Below are 19,339 nucleotides of genomic sequence, written 5' to 3' on the forward strand. Positions count from 1 at the left end.
GGCGGCACGGACCGGCCGACGGCCTCACTCCCCGGCGTTCTCGGGGCGGGGCAGGTCGATCACCACGAACGCGCGGCGGCGCGCGCCCGCCGCGTCCCCGTCCTCGCTCCCGCCGCCCGGCAGCGCATTGCCCTCGGAGCGTGTCGCGATGTCGATGTCCTCGGGGGACAGGACACTCTCTGCACCGCTCTGAAGCTGCGTGAGGTGGACCGCGAGCGCCGAGCGGAACATCTCCGCCACACCGTCCGCACGGGCCTGCCCGCGCCGCAGCGCCTCACCGAAGTGCGGCAGCCCGTTGCGCATCCCGTTGGCGTGTCCGACCACCTCCACCCGGGGCGGCGGGAAACCCGCCCGCACATTCGCCAGCGACGCCCACGCCACCTCGGCGGCCAGCCGGTGCACCGTCTCCCGCTGTCCCCCCGTCAACTCGGCCGAGCCGTCCGGGAAGTCCACGCCCCCGATGGCCAGCCGCTCGCTGCGGTACGGCAGCTGCGGGGTGCCCTGGTGCGGGACGGGCCCGGGTGCCACGGGGGCGTCATGGGATCCGGTTCCGGCGCCGTGTGCGTGCGGGTGCGGTGCCGGCCGCGGCGGAGCCATGTGCTGCTGCTCCTGGTGGGGCCGGGGCGCGCGGGGCGCCACGTCCTCCGGGCCGCCCGGCCCCCCGCGGGGGCGGGCCGGCGGAACCGCGGGGGCGACGCTCCGGCTGGGATCGTGCACCGTCACCGTGGTGGTACGGCCGTGCGTCCGGTCACCGGACGACGGGGTGTGCTCGGTGGCGGTCCTGAGCGGGAAGTCGGCCGCGGTCAGATGCGGCTGGGCCGAACCGTGCTGGTAGTTGATGAGATAGCGGTCCAGCCGGTCACGGAACTCCCCCCGGACCGTCTCGGCCCGGGACTGCGCGCCGTCGGGGAAGACCCCGCCCAGCGTCGGACGCCGGGTGTTGCCGCGCCCGGTCACCGTGACCTCGGGCAGCGGCAGCCCGTTGCGGTGGTTCCACAGACCGGCCCGCACCACATGCTCGGCCACATAGTTCAGTTTGCGGGCCTCGATCTTGTCGATCTGCCGGGAGCCCTCCGTGAACCCGATGTCCACCTTCGGCAGCTTGTGGCCGTGCACGATCACCGACGTCAGCGGGTTGGCCTCGGCCGACGGATTGGAGCTGAGCAGATCCGCGCTGACCTCGTGCATGGTCTCGCCGGGGCGCTGGGAGAACATCCGGAAGTGCCACAGGTCGCTGCCCTTGGGCAGTTCGGCTGCCTGCTTCATCCGTGCCTCGGCGACCTTGACGGCGCGTTCGTACTCCTCCACGGCCGTACGGCGCTCCGGGCTCCCCTCGGGGGCCCCGGCGGCCGTGCGCCGCGCATCCGCCGCCTTGGTGAGCGAGTCGGTCAGCGCCAGATGGCGGTCCAGCCGCTTGATCGCGGCCTCGTCCGCGCCCGCCGCCCGCTGGTGGTCCCGCTCGTCGCTGATCGCGGCATGCAGCCGCCGGAAGCCGTTCGGCGAGGTGCTCTTGAGGTTCTCCGCCACCGTCGACTTCATGATGCCGGCGATCTGGGCACGGCGCGCGAAGTTCTCCAGCGTGATCTGGTGCTTGCCGTCCTCACTGGAGAGCACCACGGCGGCGAAGTGGTAGCCGAAGTGGCGGCCCTCCGGCGCGCTCGGCTTGGCGTAGTTGCGCGCCAGGCTGGCGTGGCCCTCGTCGTCCAGCGCGTTGATCGAGTGCACGAGATAGGTCTCGCCGACCTTCGCCCAGGCGTGCTCATTGATACCGATCATGCGCGCCGCGTCGGACAGCGCCTCGCGCCGCGGGTTGTCCAGCGGGTCGAAGCTCAGCGCGCTGCCGTAGGACTTGCCCGGTGTGGGACCGTCGCTCTCGGCGATCAGCCGGTCGTCCCGCAGCACCTGCCGCGAGGCCCACGACGGATCCGTGCCTCCCGTCGGCTCCCGGCCGTCGGCCACCTGGGACAGGGACTCCGCCAGGTGATGGATGCCGGTGACCTCGGTGCGGCCGAGCGCGTTGATCGGGCCCGTGGCCACCCCGGAGCCGTCCTCCTGCCGGAACACCACGTGCGAGGCGGGCACACCGCCCGACACCATCTGCGCGAAGTCACGGCAGACCTCCTCCTCCGACTTGCCGGAGCGGGTGAGGAACTGCGGGGTGACACGCACCAGTTCGCGATGGCCGCCCTTGCCGTCGTCGACATGCAGCGCGAGGTCGTCGGTCTTCAGCCGCACCAGGCTGCCCGCGAGCGCCAACTGGCGGTTGGCCGCCTCCATGGCCTTCTTGGTCGCGAACACCTGCTGGCCGTAACCGTACTGACGGTGCGCCAGTGACAGGTCGGACGAGACATGCAGCGGCGGATGCTGGTCCACCGTGGTCTCCCGCATGCCCTGGGCGGGCACCCGCAGCAGGGGCACATTGTCGGACTCGGACGCCCGGTAGTCGATCCCGGCCTGGTGCATGCCGGTCGGTTCCTTGAACAGCACGGTGTCGGGGGTGGTCCCGATCACCCGGTAGTCCGTGGTCGTCAACGGGCGGGCCCGCAGGCGGTCCACCACATCGCCGGGGGACAGCGGCGGCTCGTCCTCCCGCCGCGGCGGGTTCAGCTTGTCCGCGTAGTCCGGGCCGCCGGGGTCGTGGTGCTCCGGCACCGGGGACCCATGGCCGCTCCCGGTGGAGTCATGAGCGGAACCCAGCCCGTCGAACAGGTCCAGCAGACCGCCCTCGCCGCCCAGATGCAGCGCCCAGGCGCCGCTTCCCCCGACCAGGTCGAGATGTTCGGTGCCGGTCTGCCAGTCGACCACGGTGCGCACGGTCGAGTCGGTCGACCACACCCCGGTCCCGGCCCGGCTCGCGATCAGCTGGGCCAGCCCGTGGTCCTGCCCCTGGGAGACCACCAGCAGGATGTCCTGCCCGTCGCCGCGCAGTGGGTCGCGGGCGACGAGCGCGGCGAACTCCTCCGGGTCGGTCACATGGATCGTACGGCCGCCCGCCATCAGGACCAGATGGTCCGGGGTCCCCTGGGCGGTGACCACATACGGGTCGTTCCACGGCGGGGTGTGCTCCGTCGGCTGCCCGTCCGGGCCGCTCGCCGTGTACCTGCTCAGATCGGGCAGGCCCGCCCTGGAACCCGTCCAGTCGCGCCCCGCCGCGTAGCCCGAGTGGTCGGCCAGTGCGGTGTGGTCGTCCAGCGCGCCGTGTGCGGTCTCCAGGTAGTGCGCGCCGAGCGCGGAGGCGTCCGCGGTCGACTCGGGCCCGGCGTGCGCGGTGAGCGACAGCAGATACCGGTAGTCGTCCTCGCTCGGCGCGGTATCGAGATGCAGCACATGACGGGCCAGCATCTCCAGATGCGAACGGTCGGGGGCGTCCGGCGCGGTGCGCGGCAGATCCATCGCACGCAGGGTGAGCAGCGCGCCGTGCGCCTGCTCATAGGCCTCATGGCCGAGCGAGTTGCCGTACAGCCGGTCCAGCCACTCGTACTCGCGGTTCCTCTCGTCCGTGTACTCGTCCAGGATCCGTGACCAGTCGTCTTCCTCCTCCCGGTCCGTCCCGGTGGTGTCGTCCTGGCGCCGCGGCATGTGCGGGTCGTGGGCCGGGGTGTCGTGCGGCGGGGCTTCACCGCGGTACGGGTCGGTGACCGGGTCGACCCAGGTGTGGCGCCGGGTCACCGGCTCGGCGGCCGTACGGGCGTCGTGCCAGCGCGGGTCCCGCGACAGCGGCTCGGAGTCCGTACGGTGCGGGGCCCGCGGTGCGGAGGTCTCGCCGGGGGAGTCCGACGACGTCCGCGGCTGCTGAGCCCCCGAGTGCTCCGCACCGTGGTCGGCGGTCCGGTCCGGAACGTCCCCGACGAGCGCGCCCAGCAACTGGAGATGGCGGCCGCGCAGCCCGCCCTGGGCGAGACCGTACGGCGCCTGCTGATGGAAGTCGCCGAGGAGGCTGCCGGGCACCTGCGCCCGGCCCGAGTCCTCGCCGTCCTCGCGGTACTCGTCCCGCAGACCCAGCTGGTGGCTCAGCTCATGGGCGTAGGCGACGGGATCCGCGTCCGGCCACCAGGTGCGCTGGTCCATGGGCCGGTCGCGGTCCGCGAGGTCGACCACGAGATGGGGTTCGGCGTCCTCGGGCACCCGCTCCACCGTCACATGCAGCACATGGCCGTTGGGGAGGCGGTGCTCCGGCCGGTTGAAGTACTCCTCGGCCCCCTGTTGCAGCCGCTGCCACGGCGTCTCCGCGTCATGGCCCGAGCCGCTCCGGAAGGCGACACGCACGGTCAGATCGGTGACGGGCGTGTCCCCGACCCGGAAGGTGCGTGCGTCGAAGGCGGATCGTACGACGAAACGGGGCGCGTGGTTGAGGGCGCGGCGGGGGGTGGTGGTGTGGCCGGTGGAAGTGGGGGTGTGGGGGCGGTTGGTGGGTGTGTTCCCGGTGGTGAGGTGCGGGGTGCTGGTGGTGTGTGCGGTGGTGGTTTCCGGGCGGCCGGTGGTGGTGTGTGCGGTGGTGGTTTCCGGATGGCTGGTGTTGGCTTCCGGACGGCCGGTGGTGGGGGTGGTGGCGGCGGGCCGGGGTGCCGTGGGGGCCTTGGGCGCCTTGGGTGCGACCTCGTCGGGGGCGCCGCCGTGCGACGGCTGCCGCGTGGGTGCGGAGCTGGCGTCGTAGTGGTTGGTGCCGTTGTAGTACACGTCCGTCGTACGGCCGGTGTTCCGCGGTCCGACCGTCCGCAGATGCGCCGTGCCGCCGTTGACCGGCTGGAACGTACGCAACTGCACCCCGAGGGTGTGGGCGACCAGGGCGGGGAACATCTCGCCCTCGTTGGTGTTCCAGGCGCCGTTGCCCGGGACCCAGTTCCCCAGGGCCCGGATGAGGGCCTGGTGCTCTCCCTGCGTCAGCGGCTGGTGCAGCGACGTGTCGACGACGGCGCTGACCAGATGGTCGTGGCTGTCGATGTAGTCGAGGGTCAGCGGGCCATAACGGTCGGTCACATACGCGAACTGGGCGCGGGGAGCCAGGGCGGCGTCCCCGAGGGTCCACTGGCCCTGGTGGTCCGTGCTCTCCGGCACCTCATTGGCGGCGCGCTCGGCCGCGTCCTGCCGGGAGAGGCGGTGCGGAGGGCTCATCAACTCCTGGATGCGCGCGTCCACGTAGAGATGGCGCAGGAGCTCGGGGCGGAGCCAGTCCGGAGACATGACCTCGTCGACGCCGAAGGCCTCCAGCCGGGCGTTCAGTGCGTTGAAGTCCTCCGTCTCCAACTGCTGCCGGAGCCGGTTCTCCTGGCTGCGGCGGTACAACTCCGTGACGTCGAAGGGGAGATGCTCCCGCGGTGTCGTCCGTACGTTGTGCAGCACCATCTGGCGCAGGCTCTCCGCCGCGCGGCCCAGCGGTGTCCCGGAGCCGACGGGGCCGTGCTGGGTGGCGATCTGACGCACCACGGCCTGGTGCTGGTCCCGCGCACTGCCGGACGAACCCTGGTGCAGGGCGGCGGGCCAGTGCTCGGGCGGGGTGCTCGCCAGCACGGAGTACAGCAGGCACCGGCCGTCACCGGGCACCCGCACCCGGGCCCCGGGCTGCGGGACGTTGACCGTGTCGTTGTCCGTGTCGTTGTGGGTGGCGTGTTGCGTGGTGGAGTTGTGTGAGGTCGACCCGTGTGCGGTCGACCCGTGCGGGACGACGGGAGCGGGGGCTGCCGGGGTCTTGACGGGCGGCTTGACCTCCGTGTCGGTCTTCGGCGGGGGCGTGACGTCGGTGTCCGTCTTCACGGTCGGCTTGACCGTGGTGTCCGTCGGCGCGTCGTTCTTCACGGGGTACTCGACCGTCGTGTCGGTCTTCACCGGAGGCTTGACCGGGGCGTCGGTCTTCACCGGCGGCTTGGCGGAATCCAACGGCTCCGCGGGGGGCTTGACCGTCTCCTTCGCCTCCGGGGGCAGCTTGACGGCTGCCGGAGGCTCCTCGGCGGGCTTGTCCTGCTGCTTGGTGTCCTGCGCGTCCTTCACCTGCTGGGCGGCGTCGTCCGCGGGCTTCGCCTTCGTGGCGTCCTCGTCGGCGGGCTTCAGCGGGTCGGGGGTCTTGGCGGAGTCGTCGGTCACCGCGGGCGGAGTGGCCGTGTCCTCGGTCTTCTTCGCCGTCCAGTAGTAGACATGCCCGTCCGTGTGCTCCGTGTTCCCGTAGGTGCCGTTCTCGTCGTACTTCTGCGTGGACAGCCGCACCGGCTGACGCATCAGCACCTGGGGGCCCTTGAGGGTGGCCTTGCCGGGCTCGGACTCCGTCTTGCCGTGGGGTACGGACGGCGGGGTCAGGGTGCGGGTCGGGACGCCGGGCTTGCGGGTCACCGGTGAGTCGCTGTCGAAGGTCTGGTCGCGGTCCACCTTCACCGCGCCCGTCGGGAGCGGGACGACGACCGCCGGATTCTTGGTGATCACCGGGACGGTCAGCGGCGTCAGGTTCGCATTGGCGCTGGTGGTCGCGGTGGTGGCCGACTCGTGTTCCGTGGAGACGGTGATCTCGTCGCTGCCGCTGTCCCGGGTGGAGATCTCCTCGGCCTCCCCGGTGGGCCGGAGATGGACCTCGAGACCGGTCTTTCCGTCCGCGCCGAGCGGCACCGTGCGGTACCCGGTGCCGGAGTCCTTCAGATGGTGGAAGACCGTGGGCAGCGTCCCCGGGGACAGCGCCTGGCGCAGCGAGACCTGCTGCTCCAGCGGCAGACGCTGCTCCCGGACAAGCGGGTTGGTGCTGCCGTCCAGCCGCGGGTCCGAGATGAAGGAGCTGACCAGCCTGTGCGCGGCCTCCGGTGTCATGGCACCGGCCCAGTGGCCGAGGGTCGAGGCGGCGGAGCCCAGCCCCCACGAGATGGCCGACCCCGCCCTGCCGAGCACGCCGTCGCCCCAGGGCCGGGGCGCGCTGAGCACGGTCTGCGCGTGGTCGAGCAGTGCGTCGGGATGGTCGAAGCCCACCAGGTCGTGGGCGGAGTCCAGCGATGCCTGCCAGCGGTCCCGGTCCGCCTGGGAGCCGCCTGTCGGCTGCATGCCGATGGTGTTGCCGCCGTCGTGCACCTGGGGCGGTTGCGGGGGCTGGTGGGAGGGCTGCTGCTGGTGTGCCGCGGCCTGTTCGGCGGTCTCGGTCAGTGACGTGGGTACGTAGACATGGACCGGCCACTTCGGGTCCACGGGCCTGGGCTTGACCAGGTTGACGAAGCGCCCGTACTCGGTGCGCTGGGTCACGGTGACCTCGAAGCGCATCCGGTTGCCGAACTTCACGGTGTCGCCGAACTTCGACGTCTTGTGCTCCACCTTGGTGGTGACGCCGGTCTCGGCGCTCTTGCTCCGGGTGCCCTCGCCACCGGCCGAAGGGGCCCATCCGATGCTGCCCAGGCCGGTCTTCTTCTCCTCGGCCTTGACGGCGGCCGCGTCCTGGCCGGGCTTGGGCTTGACCACCGGGGCGTAGGAGATACGGAAGTTGCCGTCCGCGCCCAGCGACCAGTTGTGCCCCGCGCTGCCCTTGACGGTCTGGGAGAAGCCGACCTTGCGGGTGGTGTCCCCGGTGGAGTGGTCCCCCTGGTCGGTCCACTTGTCCTGGGGGATGCCGCGCACCAGGACCTCGGTGACCACACGCTGGGTGCGGGACTCGTGGACGTGGTAGTCGAGGATGCCCCGGCCCACCAGATCCTCGTAGTTGGCCGACAGGTTGTCCGGCGAGAAGGTGTCGGCGAACGGCAGCGCCGTCTCAGGCACGTCGGCGGCCGTGTCCAGACCCCTGATCTGCCGGTCGATCTCGCTGAGGATCTCGTCGGACTTCGGGATGTCGGCGGTGGCGCCACCCAGCAGCCCGGAGCTGAGCAGCGGCGCCTGCCGCGTCCCGGCGGGGGCCGGATCGGTGGTGTCGGTGGTCGCGTCGGTGCCGAGCTTGCGGACGTCGTCGTCGGAGAGCAGCACCACCACACGGTGCCTGCTGGTTCCCGGATCCCCGAGGGTGACCTTGCCCTTCGCGTCCGTGACCCTGCCCTGCACGGTCACGTCCGCGTCCGCCTCGTAGACGTGCCAGGTGCCCTGGTAGGCGGCCTTGCGCGAGGTCGTCATCTTCTGCTTGACGTTCTCGCCGCTGCTGACGCCGACGCCGCCCTTGCCCTTGACGCCGCCGCGCACCTGGAGGGAGGCGTCGGGGCTGTTCTTGGTCGGGAAGCGGCCCGCGTCGAAGCCGACACCGCCCTTGATGCCGCGGGAGCTCTTGTCCGCCACGGCGGTGGACACGCTGGACTTGGTCTCGATCTCCAGCTTGCCCTCGCCGGGCAGTGTCTCGCGGAACCTGAAGTTGCTGAGCCGGGTCCGCGTGGACAGACCGACGGTGTCGCGGTTGCGGCCCGAACCGACCTGTTCGTCACCGCTGTTGGCCCAGCCGCCGTGGGAGGCGGTGACCAGGGACTTCAGATGGTCCTGGTCGGTGATCCCGTCCAGGGCGTCCTTCAGGTCGGGCACCCCGGTGTGCTTGTCGCCGGTCTGGTCGTCGGTCCGCCCGGTCACCTTCTGGACCGCGGCCGAGCCGGACTCCGTCGCCTTGGCCTGGAGTGACGCCGTCGGCGAGGCCTGGATCTTCTTCTGGAAGGCGCTGGTCAGTGACTGCTTCGCGGTGTCCCGGAAGTCGTCGGAGTCGGTGATGTGACCGATCGCGTGGCGCTGCGGCAGCACGTCCATCGTGGGAATGTCGGGCGGCGGCGTGCTCTCCGGCATGCTGTCCGGGGTGCGGGCGACCTCGACGGTGAGATGGCCGTCGGGCTTCACCTGCTGGATGTGCTGGAAGTGCGCCGAGGGCGCGTGTGTGGACAGCTGGGTGGTGGGACTCTTCGGGTTCTCGGTCCCGATCATGACGTGGTACGTCACCGGGTGTTCGTAGGTGTCGGTGTCCGCCTCCAGGGAGAACTGCCGCTTCACTTCTGTCTCGGCGCCCATGGTGAGCCCGTGTGAGGGGTTGTGAGCGGTGATGTCGGCGTTGCCGATGACGAAACCGCGCGTCACATCCGGGTGATCCAGCGAACGGCGCAGGTTACCGGCGAGGTTGACGACATGCTTGGTACTGCGGGCGACGGACTTGTCGGCGCCGGTCGTCCGGGTGCTCACCGCCTTCGTCGTCGACTTGCCGGAGTGCACATGGTCGCCCTTGCCGGGCTCGGCCTTGATCAGGATCTCGTGGGTCGTTCCCTCGCGCAGCGGCAGATGGGAACTCTTCAGCGTGATCCGGTAGGTGCCGTCCAGCAGCTTCTGCCCGGAGTCGCGCAGCTGCGAGGGGGTGAGCTGCTGGCGCAGCGAACGAAGGTTCTCCCATGCCTCGGGGGTGATCCGGGGCGGCTGCGCGGTGCTCTTGCCGTCGTGGGCGCCGGGGGTGCCGTGGTGGACCGCCTCGGGCGGCGGCAGGATGCCGGGCGAACTCTTCCACATCTCCCGCACGATGTGGTTCTCCAGCTCCGACGAGCCGGGGAAGTCCAGGAACGTCGTGCGCTGGGCGGCGACCGGATCGGTGAGCCGGTGGGCGTCTAGCTGCGGGTGATCGCCGGGTGCGGGTGCGGGCTCGTGGTGCGGGACGGCGCGCAGGACCTCGCCGTCCTGCGGGTCGATGCTGAGGGCCAGATGGTCGGCCGTGTGCGCCAAGTGCGATGCGGAGGGCGCCGGGGAGTGGTCACCGATCTTGGTGGTCGTGGTGTGGTGCAGTCCGTCGAGCCCCGGCCGGAACTGATGCCGTATCAGCTCAACGCGCAGCCGCACCTTGGTGGCGACCAGGTCGGCCTTGCCGGTGTGCTCATGGCTGGACTCGGTGCCGATGGCGTTCTTGCCCTTGGCGCCGTGGGTGAGGTTGCTCGAACCCGTGTAACCGGCGGTGCCGGTCAGCCAGGTGGACTCGGAGGTGTTCGCCGACTTCCACACCTCGCCGGTGGCGCCGCCGCTGAGCCCCAGCGACCAGGAGCTGTTCTCGGTGCGGTTCTGGCCGTGCTCGCCAGAGGACTTCGAGCCGAGGGTGGCCTTGTCGTCCACGGTGTGCAGGGCCCGGGAGTCGTCCGGCTCCACCGTCAGATGCAGATGGGCCTTGCTGCCGTCACTGAGGGTCAGCGGCTTCGACAGCAGACCCCAGCCGGAGGCGTGCTCGAACTCGTTGATGACGTTGGAGGGCTGGAAGAAGTCCTCGATGTCCTGGTGTGCCGTGCCGTCCGGGCGCGCCTCCCGCGGCAGCGCCTCGTAGACCGCGTTCCGTGCCGTGTCCAGGCCGGTGATCGACACCGGGTGACCCGAGGCGGCCCTCGGCGGACGGGGGGCCTGCACGGCGGAGCTGTTCGACTGGTCCGTAGGGGAGTGGTCCCAGCCCTGCCAGGCGCGCGGCCTGCCCTCGGCCAGATCCTCCGGCCGGGGCACATCCGCGCGGATGGTGCCGGTGATGTCCGGACGGGTGCCCTTGCCGCCGAGCGCGTTGCCCTGGTGGTCGGTGACCTTCACCTGGTAGGTGAAGTCGGAGGTGTAGCTGTCGGTCTTGCCGGTGAAGGCGATCTGGTTCGCCTTCTGGGTCGACGACTTGACCGTGGTCTCGCGGCCGTGGGTGGCGCCGCCCAGCTTTCCCGAGGGCGTGACGAGGACGGACAGCTTGTCGTTGACGGGATGGATGATGGTCGGACCGATCTCCAGGCCCGCCTCGGAGGAGGTCATCTCCGTCTTGCGGGGGTCGGAGTCCCGGGTCGACTCCGACGGTACGTCGAAGCCCTCGCCGTCGTTGTCCTTGGCCACGTCGGTGGAGGTGTCCAGGCGCCAGGGGGCCGCGGTGGCCCTCACCTCGACCTCGTAGGGCCTGCCGTCCACATGCACGGTGAAGCGCCAGCCGCCGTTGACCATCGGGTCGTGCTGCTTGCGGAAGTTGGCCGGGTCGAGGGCCGCGTCCAGGCGCTGGGCGACGGAGGTGTCCTTGCCGTGGTCGCCGAGCAGGGTCTCGATACGCGTACGGACACCGTCCGGGCCCGGGTCCTCGGTGATCTTCTTTCCGGCGAGGGACTCGGTGTGCCGGCCGTTCAGGACCGGGGCCGGGTCCTTGGCCGGGGGCGCGGGCGGCTTCTGCTCCTGCTCGTCGCCGGGCTTGAGGCCGACCGTCTCGGGGGTGTCGTCCTTGGGCGGGGTGTGGTGCTTCTCCGGCTCGTCCTTGGACTCGTGCTCGCGGGTGTGCTGGGACTTGACCTCGGTCTCGTTCTTGGTGTCGTCCCGGTCGGTGTGCTTGGTCTCGTCCTCGGAGACGTCCTTCACCGTGTGCTTGGTCTTGTCCTCGGACGCGTCCTTGACGGGGGCCTCGGGCTCCTCCGGGGTGTGCGTCTTCGGCGGTTCCTGGACGACCGGCTGCTGCTGCGGCTTCTCCTGGGGCGCCTCCTGGGTCACGGGGTGCTCGGCCGACTCGCGCGGGACGTCCTGGAGGGTGTGGCCCTTGTGGCCCTCGGCCCCGTCGTCCTTCGTAGTCTCCTCGCGACGGTCGGAGGACTCGTCGTCGCCGTGGTCCCGGTGCCCCTGGTCCCCCTCCTTGCGGTCGTCCCCCCGGTCCTGATGGTCCTGGGTGTGGTCCTGATGGTCTTCGCTGTGGTCCTGGTGGTCGCGGTCGCCGCCGGTGTCCTTGCCCTTGTCCGTGTCGCCGCCGCCCGCGTGGTCGTCGCCGCCACGGGTCTCCTCCGGACGCTGGGTCCAGGTGAGTTCGGCGTTCTCGTTCTCGGGGCGGAAGCGGAGCAGCGGTTCGCCGTCGGGGCCCTGGTGGGAGTCGACGATCTTGTCGAAAATGGACTTGCTGAAGGGGGAGGGCGGGTTCCAGAACATGTGCGCGCCGTGCATCACGGCGATGTCCTTGGCCTGCATCTCCCGGATCAGCGCGTCGTGCTCCTCCAGCGGGATACGGGTGCCGCCCGGGGTGGAGATGTCGTACAGATCGTGGTCACCGGTGATCGGCCGCGAGGTGCCGTCCTCACCGATGCCGTGCACCACCCCGTCCACCACGGTGAACTTCTTCTTCTGGTCCAGCAGCGCCATCTTGGCGGCGAGTTCGTGGTACTCGGTGGAGCGCTGGTTGTGGCGGGAGACGACCTTGTCCCAGTCTCCCTCGGGCACGCTGGACCGGTCGGGCAGGGTGGGCTTGAAGTAGCCGACGAGCCCGATGTTCTTGGCGTCCGCACCGAGATGGACATCGGCCGCGTTGATGGTCTTGGCCTTGATGTCCTGCGGCTTGGCCATGGCTCCTTGGTCGAGCCACTTCGGTGCGGTGGGGTTGGTGGGGCGGACGTCGATGACGAGGTTCTTCTCCCGCGCGATCTGGCGGAAGTTCTTGAAGTTCTTCTCCGGGATCCCGTAGTCGTGGCGTGCGGTGTACGAGTTCACCTCGCCGGGCTTCAGCGGCTTCGTCCAGGTGAGTTCGGCGTTCTCGTTCTCCGGACGGAAGCGGAGCAGCGGTTCGCCGTCGGGGCCCTGGTGGGAGTCGACGATCTTGTCGAAGACGGACTTGCTGAAGGGGGAGGGCGGGTTCCAGAACATGTGCGCGCCGTGCATCACGGCGATGTCCTTGGCCTGCATCTCCCTGATCAGCTCGTCGTGCTGGGGGTGCGGGATGCGGGTGCCGCCCGGGGTGGAGATGTCGTACAGGTCGTGGTCGCCGGTGATGGGGCGCTGGGTGCCCTCCTCGTCGAACCCGTAGACCACGCCGTCCTTGACGGTGAACTTGTTCTCCGCCTCGTACGTCGCCATCTTGGCGGCGAGTTCGCGGTACTCGGTGGAGCGCTGGTTGTGGCGGGAGACGACCTCGTCCCAGTCTCCCTCGGGCACGCTGGACCGGTCGGGCAGGGTGGGCTTGAAGTAGCCGACGAGCCCGATTTTCTTGTGGTCGGCACCGAGATGGACATCGGCCGCGTTGATGGTCTTGGCCTTGATGTCCTGCGGCTTGGCCATGGCTCCTTCGTCGAGCCACTTCGGTGCGGTGGGGTTGGTGGGGCGGACGTCGACGACGAGGTTCTTCTCCCGCGCGATCTCCCGGAAACCCTTGAAGTTCTTCTCCGGCATGCCGTAGGTCCCGCGCGCCGTAGGGATGTCGACCTCACCCGGCTTGGGCGGGTGGGCCGCCATCTGCTCCTCGTACGACGGCGCGACCGGCGCGTGCTGCCGGGTGGGGTCGGAGACCGGGTCCACCCAGGCGTGCTGCCGGGGGACCGCGGGTGCCTGCGCGCGCGACTGGTGCCAGGCGGGATCGTCCACCGGGTCGTCGTGCTGCTGCTGGTGCTGTCCGTGGTTCTGGTCGTCGGACACCACCGGGGGCCGGTGCTGGGTGCCGTTGTGCGAGGCGGTGTCATCGGTGGAGGACGGGGGCAGCTTCGGCGCGACCTGGTCCGAGGATCCCTGGCCTTCGTGCGGATGCGGCAGGGCGGTGTCCAGGGCGCCGTTGCGCACCAGGGAGTCGACCATCTCGTTCACCGAGCGGCCGCCCTGGAAGAGGCTGTACATGTCGTCCGGCACGACCGGCCGGTAGTTCTGCTCCAGCAGCAGCTTCGGCAGCAGGACCTGGACGTTGGAGCGGAGGTTGCCGTCCTCGAAGGGGTGGATCACATGCAGTGACCGGACGGTACGGGCGATCGAGGCGAGCTTCGCCCTGTCGTCCACGCCGGGCTCACCGACCCGCTCGTAGTGCTGCCGGAACACCGTGTCGACCAGGCCGGGGGCCTCGCCCTTGCGGTAGTTGGTCGACAGCGCCGGGTTGTTGTGCAGGAAGCGCGTGAGGATGGTGGCCGGTTGCGGCTTGGGCAGGCCCTTGGACCAGTCGTGCGTGGTCATGTCGTAGACCAGGGACCGGTCGCCGACCTTCTCGTCGAAGATGTCGGGGGAGAGCACTTCGCCCCGCAGCGGGAAGTGCGTCGGCCGGCCGCCGGACCAGTCGAGGTCCCGGCCGAGATGGCTGGTCGCCAGACCGTGCATCTCCCGGTACGACGACGAGTCCATCGGCGCCTTCACCGTGTCCGGGTCACCCAGGAACTTGGTGTAGGCCGCGACCATCCCCTTCTGGAAGCCGGGGGACCGGTCGTGGTCGTAGTACGAGCCCGGATCGTGCGGGAACGCCTCCTGCGCCTGGGTGTGGTTCTTGGGGTCGATATAGAACTTCCACCACTCCTTCTCGGGCAGGTAGTCGCGCAGGGTTCCCTCCCTCGGGCCCCTCGGCGCGACCGAGTCGGAGGTCATGGCAGGGGAGTGGTCCGGCGTCCGGTGGTCGCCGCCGTGGCCGTGCTGGGCCAGCAGATCGTCGTGACCCGCGGTGAGGGCGCCCAGGAGCTGGATGTGCCGGTCGCGCAGACCGCCATGGGGGAGCCCCTCGTGCTCGGGCTGCTGATGGACGTCGCCCAGCAGGCTGCCGGGGATGTGCGGACGCTGCGGAGCGGTCTCGTCCGCGTACTCGTCGCGCAGGCCCAGCTGGTGGGAGATCTCGTGCGCGTACTCGACGGGCTTGGCGCCCGGCGTCCAGCTGCGCTGGTCCATGCCGTGGCCGGAGCCCACCAGGTCGACGGTCAGGTGCGGCTTGTCGCCGGGGCCGACGCGCTCGATGGTCACATGCAGCCGGTCGCCGTTGGGCAGCGTGTACTTGGGGTCGTTGAAGTACTGCTTGACGCCCTGCTGCGCCCGGGTCCAGGTGTCGCCGGGGTTGTGCGCGCCCGAGCCGTCGTCGCGCAGCGCCACCCGGACGGTCAGATCGGTGTACGAGGTGTCGCCGACGGCGAAGCGCCGCTGGTCGAAGCCGGACCGCACCACATAGCGGGGGGTGCGGTTGAGCTTCATCCGGGGCGGCGGCCCCGGGCGGCGCAGCTCGTCCAGCCCCTTGGTGTCGGGCACCGGATGGCGGCCGGGGTCGGTCAGGTCCTCGTCCGAGGAGTCGGACCTGCGGTCGTCCTCGCGCTGGGCGGTGAGGTCCCCGTCGGTGTGGTCCTGGTGGTGCGGCTGCTGCTCGTGCGACTGCTGCTCGTGCGGCTGCCCGGAACCGGCGCCCGGCTTCGCCTCCTGCCGACCGGAGTCCTCGGCGGGGGTGTGGTCCGCGGGCCCCTTGACCGAGTGGTCTCCACCCGCATTCCCCTCGTGCGCGGGCAGGGTGTGCTGCTGGTCGATCGGAGTGTGGGTGCCGACGGGGGTATGGGTGTCGACCGGTGTGTGGTCGGCGAGCGGCGCGTGCTCGGTGAGAGGGGTGTGTTCGGTGAGGGGGGTGTGCTCGTCTGCCGGGGTGTGCTCGTCGCCGCCGGGGTGGCCGGATCCCGTGGTGATGCGGTCGAGGTGGCCGGGTGCCTCGGGGGCATGCGTCTGCTGCGACAGTTCCTGGCGAAGTGTCGCGGTTCGCTCGTCGTGTGTCTGGTGCGAGGACAACTGCTCGCGTACGTCGTCGATCTGGCGGGCGGTGTCCGCGGCGTCGCCGGTGTGGCCGCCGAGCACTTGCTCGCTGTGCTGTTGCCGCAGCTGCTCCAGACGGTCCGTCAGATCGCCTATGCGCTCCTGGCGGTCCTGCTCGCGCTGGTTCCGGTACCGGTCGAGCTTGTCGAGAGCCTCCTTGGCCTCGCTCTCGGACTTCGCCTCGTCGGCCTGGCGGCGCAGTTGCTCGGCGCGGGGGTCCTTCCCGTCCTCGTGGAGCGCGTCGATGCGGTCGCGCAGCTCCCGCTCGGAGGGAGGGTGCTCGGAGGTGTCCGACTTCAGCTGGTCCAGCCGCTGTTGGAGCTGCTGCTCCTCACGGTGTTCCTGGAGTTCGCGCAGCGCACGGTCGGCCTCGTCCGCGGTGGCGGCCCGGTCGGCCTGTTCGCGCAACTCACGGGCACGGTCGTCGGCACCGTCGTCGAGGGCGGCCAGACGGCGGTGCAGATCCTCGTCGCTGCCCCGCGCCGGGGTGCGTTCCGGCGTGGGCTCGTCCGACTTCAGCTGGTCGAGGCGCTGCTGAAGGTCGTGCAGCTCCTGGTGTTCCTCCAGATCCCGCAAGGCGCGGTCGGCGTCCTCGGGCGTCCTGGCGTTGTCGATCCGCTCACGAAGGGCCGCGGCCTCGGAATCGTGCTCCCCGGTGGAGCGCAACTGGTCGAAACGGTCGCGCAGTTCGGTGTTCCGGCGCAGCTCGTCCAGCTGGGAGCGCAGCCGGTCGGCGGTCGGTCCGTCGGTGGTCATGGCAAGGCGCCGGCGTACGTCCTCCACGTCCTGGTGGAAGGGGCGCGGGGCGTCATGGCCGGTCAGCACCCCGGAGGGGACATGGCTCTCGACGAACGCCGAGTACTCGTTGAGCCTGCTGTCGAGCAGATCCGGGTCGCCGGAGCGCCGGGCGCTCTCGACGGCGTCGACCTTGCTCTGCCACTCCTCCTTGGAGCCGGTGAAGTGCGTCAACCGGTCGAAGCCGCCCTGCGCGTGCGCGTGGAACGCGTCGTAGCGCTGGTTGGTGCTCCGGGTCTCGACATGGGAGCGGAAGTCGGCGAGGTGCTGTCCGGCCCCTTCCCAGTCACGGGAGGCGGTGGCCTCCTGGATGGCACGGGTGTATGTGTCGCGGTCGTCCTTGGACATCCCGGCGGCGCGCGCGGCCCGGTCGAGGTCCGCGGTGCGCCGGACGATCCCCGCGTCGGGTGCCACCGGCCGGTTCGTCGGCGGGGAAGGGGCGCCGTGCAGCGGGGTCGGCGGGTCGGGGTCGTGCGTGGGCACCACGAGGTCGTCGAGCCGCTGGATCCGCTCGTCCGTGGTCCCGTGGTGTCCGCCGGGGGCGTTGTCCTGCTGCTCCTGGAGGTGCGGCGGCGTACCGGGCGTGTGCTGCGGGGCCTCCGGCAGGGCGGGCGTGTGCCCGTCGCCGGTGGACGGGTGGACCGGGGGTGTGGCGGCCTGGTGCTGCGGGGTGGTCGTTCCGCCCTCGGTGACCGGGCGCGGGCCGGGTGCGCGGGGCGCGACCTCGTCCTGGCCGATGCGGTTGCCGCCGCTGGTGGCGGGGGAGCGGCCGTCGCCGGTCACGGTGGCCGGACGCTGCGGTGCGTTCTGGCCGGTCTCCTGGCGCGGCGCGGACTCCGTGCCGGGACGGGGCGCGGCGGGCGATTCCACGTTCAGGGAGGGGCGCGGGGAGCCCCCGGACTCGGTGGCCGGACGGTTGGACCCGGTCGCGGCGGGGCCCGGCTGGTTCGTTCCGGTGCCGGACGTCTGCGCCGGGCCGGACGTACTGCCGGGAGCCCGCTGGCTGTCGGCCGTGGTACTCGGGGCCTGGGGGCGGTCCGTCACGGTGTTGGTCGTCTGCGGACGGTCCGTCACGGTGGGGGACGGGCCACCGGAGGCGGCGGGCGGGGTGGCGCGGGCGGTGTCGGCCGGGCCGCTTCCCTGGTCGGTGGTGCCGGATGGCCGGGTGGTCGTACTCGGGTGCTGTGTGGTCGTACTCGGCTGCTGTGCAGGCGAGTTGTCGTGCTGGACCGGCGTACCCGAGTGCGGCGCCGCCTCACCGGAGGCCGGGAGGGTGTGGTTCCCGCCGTGGCCGTTCAGCGTGGTCTCGAAGCCGGGCAGCCCACCGGAGCGGCCCGGCGACTGCTGGGCGCCGGGGGACGCGGACAGATGCGGCGGGGCCTCGGACTCGGTGGGGGTGTGCGTGCCGTGCTCGGCGCCGGCGGTCGTACCGGGGCCGGTCGACTCCGTCGTGGGCCGGCCGGTCTGGTCCCCGGTGGTGACACCGCGGCTGCCGCCGGTCGTGGTGGTGCGGTTGCCGCCGGTGGTCTCGGCGGTGGTGCGCGAGGAGTTGCTGTTCCCGGAAGTGCCGCGCGTGGAACCGTTGTTCCCGGAAGTGCCGCGCGTGGAACCGTTGTTCCCGGACGTGCTGCCGCCCGACCGGGTGCCGGTGGCGGGCAGGGGCGCTCCCGTCCGGGTGTCGCCCGTACGCGTGCCGCCGGAGCCCGTGCCGCGGTTCGAGCCGGTGCCCCGGGTGCCGCCCGTTCCCGAGGTGCGGGTGCCCCCGTTCCCGATGACGGCGTCCTCGCCGAGGCCCTTGCCGCCGCCGGTCGTGCTGGTGCCGGTCGTGCCGTGACCGTCGCCCTTGCCCAGGCCCCCGGTGTCGAAGTTCTCCGCCCCGGTGACCCCCGGCTCGTTCTCGGTGGGGATCTTGGGCAGATGGAAGTCGCCCTCTCCCGGCAGATGGATATTGGGGGTGTGGACCTCGGTGTGCTCGCCGCCGCCGAACCTGCGGCGGCCGCCGCCCCCGCCCATCGCACCGATGATGCCGGAGGTCAGCGCCGAGCCCATGTCGTTCTCGCCGCCGAAGATCTGGGACATCACCTCGGTGGTCACGATGCTCGACGCGCCGCCGATCACGCCCTTGCCGATCAGCGAGGACGCGAACTTGGGCACGAACGCGCCGCCCAGCCCGGAGAAGACACCGCCGATCGCGCCACCGATCGCGCCGCCCTCCACGGCCTGGATCGTGGCGGCCGTGTCCCACTTGGTGCGGTCGCCCTTGAGGAACTGGATCCCCTGGATCACCGCGTCCATGCCGACCATGAACCCGACACCGGTGGCGATCGACACCAGCAGACGCTTCATCAGCATCTTGACGATCGCCCGCACCCCGGTGACCAGGGCCGGGATCACCTCCGGCGCCCAGAAGGCGAGTTCGGCGATCTCGACCGCCAGCCAGATCAGCTGCGCGATGATCATGTACTTCGCGTACTCAACCTGCAACCCGGTGTTCTTGCCCAGCTCGCCCAGCTGACCGGCCGCCTCGGCCATGTCGGGGATGTTGGACTTGAGCTGATGCGTGAAGTTCGAGAACTCGTCGGCGACCTGTCCGCCGATGCTGTTCAGCACTCCGCTGGTCGCGGGATCGATCTCGCGACTGATGGCGACGAGCTGCTGGGCGGCGTCGTCCCAGGCCTGACCGAGGCTGCGCAGCTTGTCCTCGTCACCCTTGGGCCAGTCCTGGCCGACGGCCAGCTTGGCGACCCAGCCAAGTTCCGGGGGCAGGTTGATGCTCATGACTTCGTTTTCTTCACCCTGGTCTCGACGGGCTGAGTCTCGGAGGTGCGCATCCGCCGGGTCGCCTCGACGTTCTCGTCCTCCATGCGCTCGAGGTTGACGGCCATCGTGTGGACGCCGTCGTGCATGCTGTCGACCAGCTGGCCCATCTGCCCGGTGCTGTCGATGATCTGCTTCCTGGGCGTGGCGTACTGCTCGTAGAACTGCCGCCCCGACTCGTCGTCGCCCCAGCAGTCGCCCAGTTCGCCGAGCCTGCCCTCCAGGCTCTTGCCGATGTCACGGAACCGCGCCGCCAGCTGCTGCACATACGGCAGCTGATTGCGCAGCCCGTCGGTGTCGACGTAGAACTCGCCGTTACCCATGTGTT

At 70.9% G+C, this 19,339-nt stretch carries 2 protein-coding genes; both read right to left on the reverse strand.

All coding sequences use genetic code 11. The features are described 5' to 3' along the window. Nucleotides 1-24 precede the first annotated feature (24 nt). On the reverse strand, nt 25-18,972 hold the full coding sequence (locus ACIHAA_RS04300) for a hypothetical protein (protein ID WP_399812848.1): 18,948 nt from the start codon (nt 18,970-18,972) through the stop codon (nt 25-27). Continuing rightward, nucleotides 18,969-19,334: a WXG100 family type VII secretion target gene (locus ACIHAA_RS04305; protein WP_399812851.1), complete on the reverse strand. Its 366-nt coding sequence runs from the start codon at nt 19,332-19,334 to the stop codon at nt 18,969-18,971. Before ACIHAA_RS04305 ends, ACIHAA_RS04300 begins: the two co-directional genes overlap by 4 nt. Nucleotides 19,335-19,339: the final 5 nt, after the last annotated feature.

The sequence above is a fragment of the Streptomyces sp. NPDC052040 genome, from assembly GCF_044548405.1.
In the GTDB taxonomy this organism is placed as follows: Bacteria; Actinomycetota; Actinomycetes; order Streptomycetales; family Streptomycetaceae; genus Streptomyces.

What these genes read in the sequence shown, in the direction of transcription:
- ACIHAA_RS04305 (WP_399812851.1), bottom strand. Translation starts at nt 19,334, where the DNA reads ATGGGTAACGGCGAGTTCTACGTCGACACCGACGGGCTGCGCAATCAG.
- ACIHAA_RS04300 (WP_399812848.1), bottom strand. Translation starts at nt 18,972, where the DNA reads ATGAGCATCAACCTGCCCCCGGAACTTGGCTGGGTCGCCAAGCTGGCC.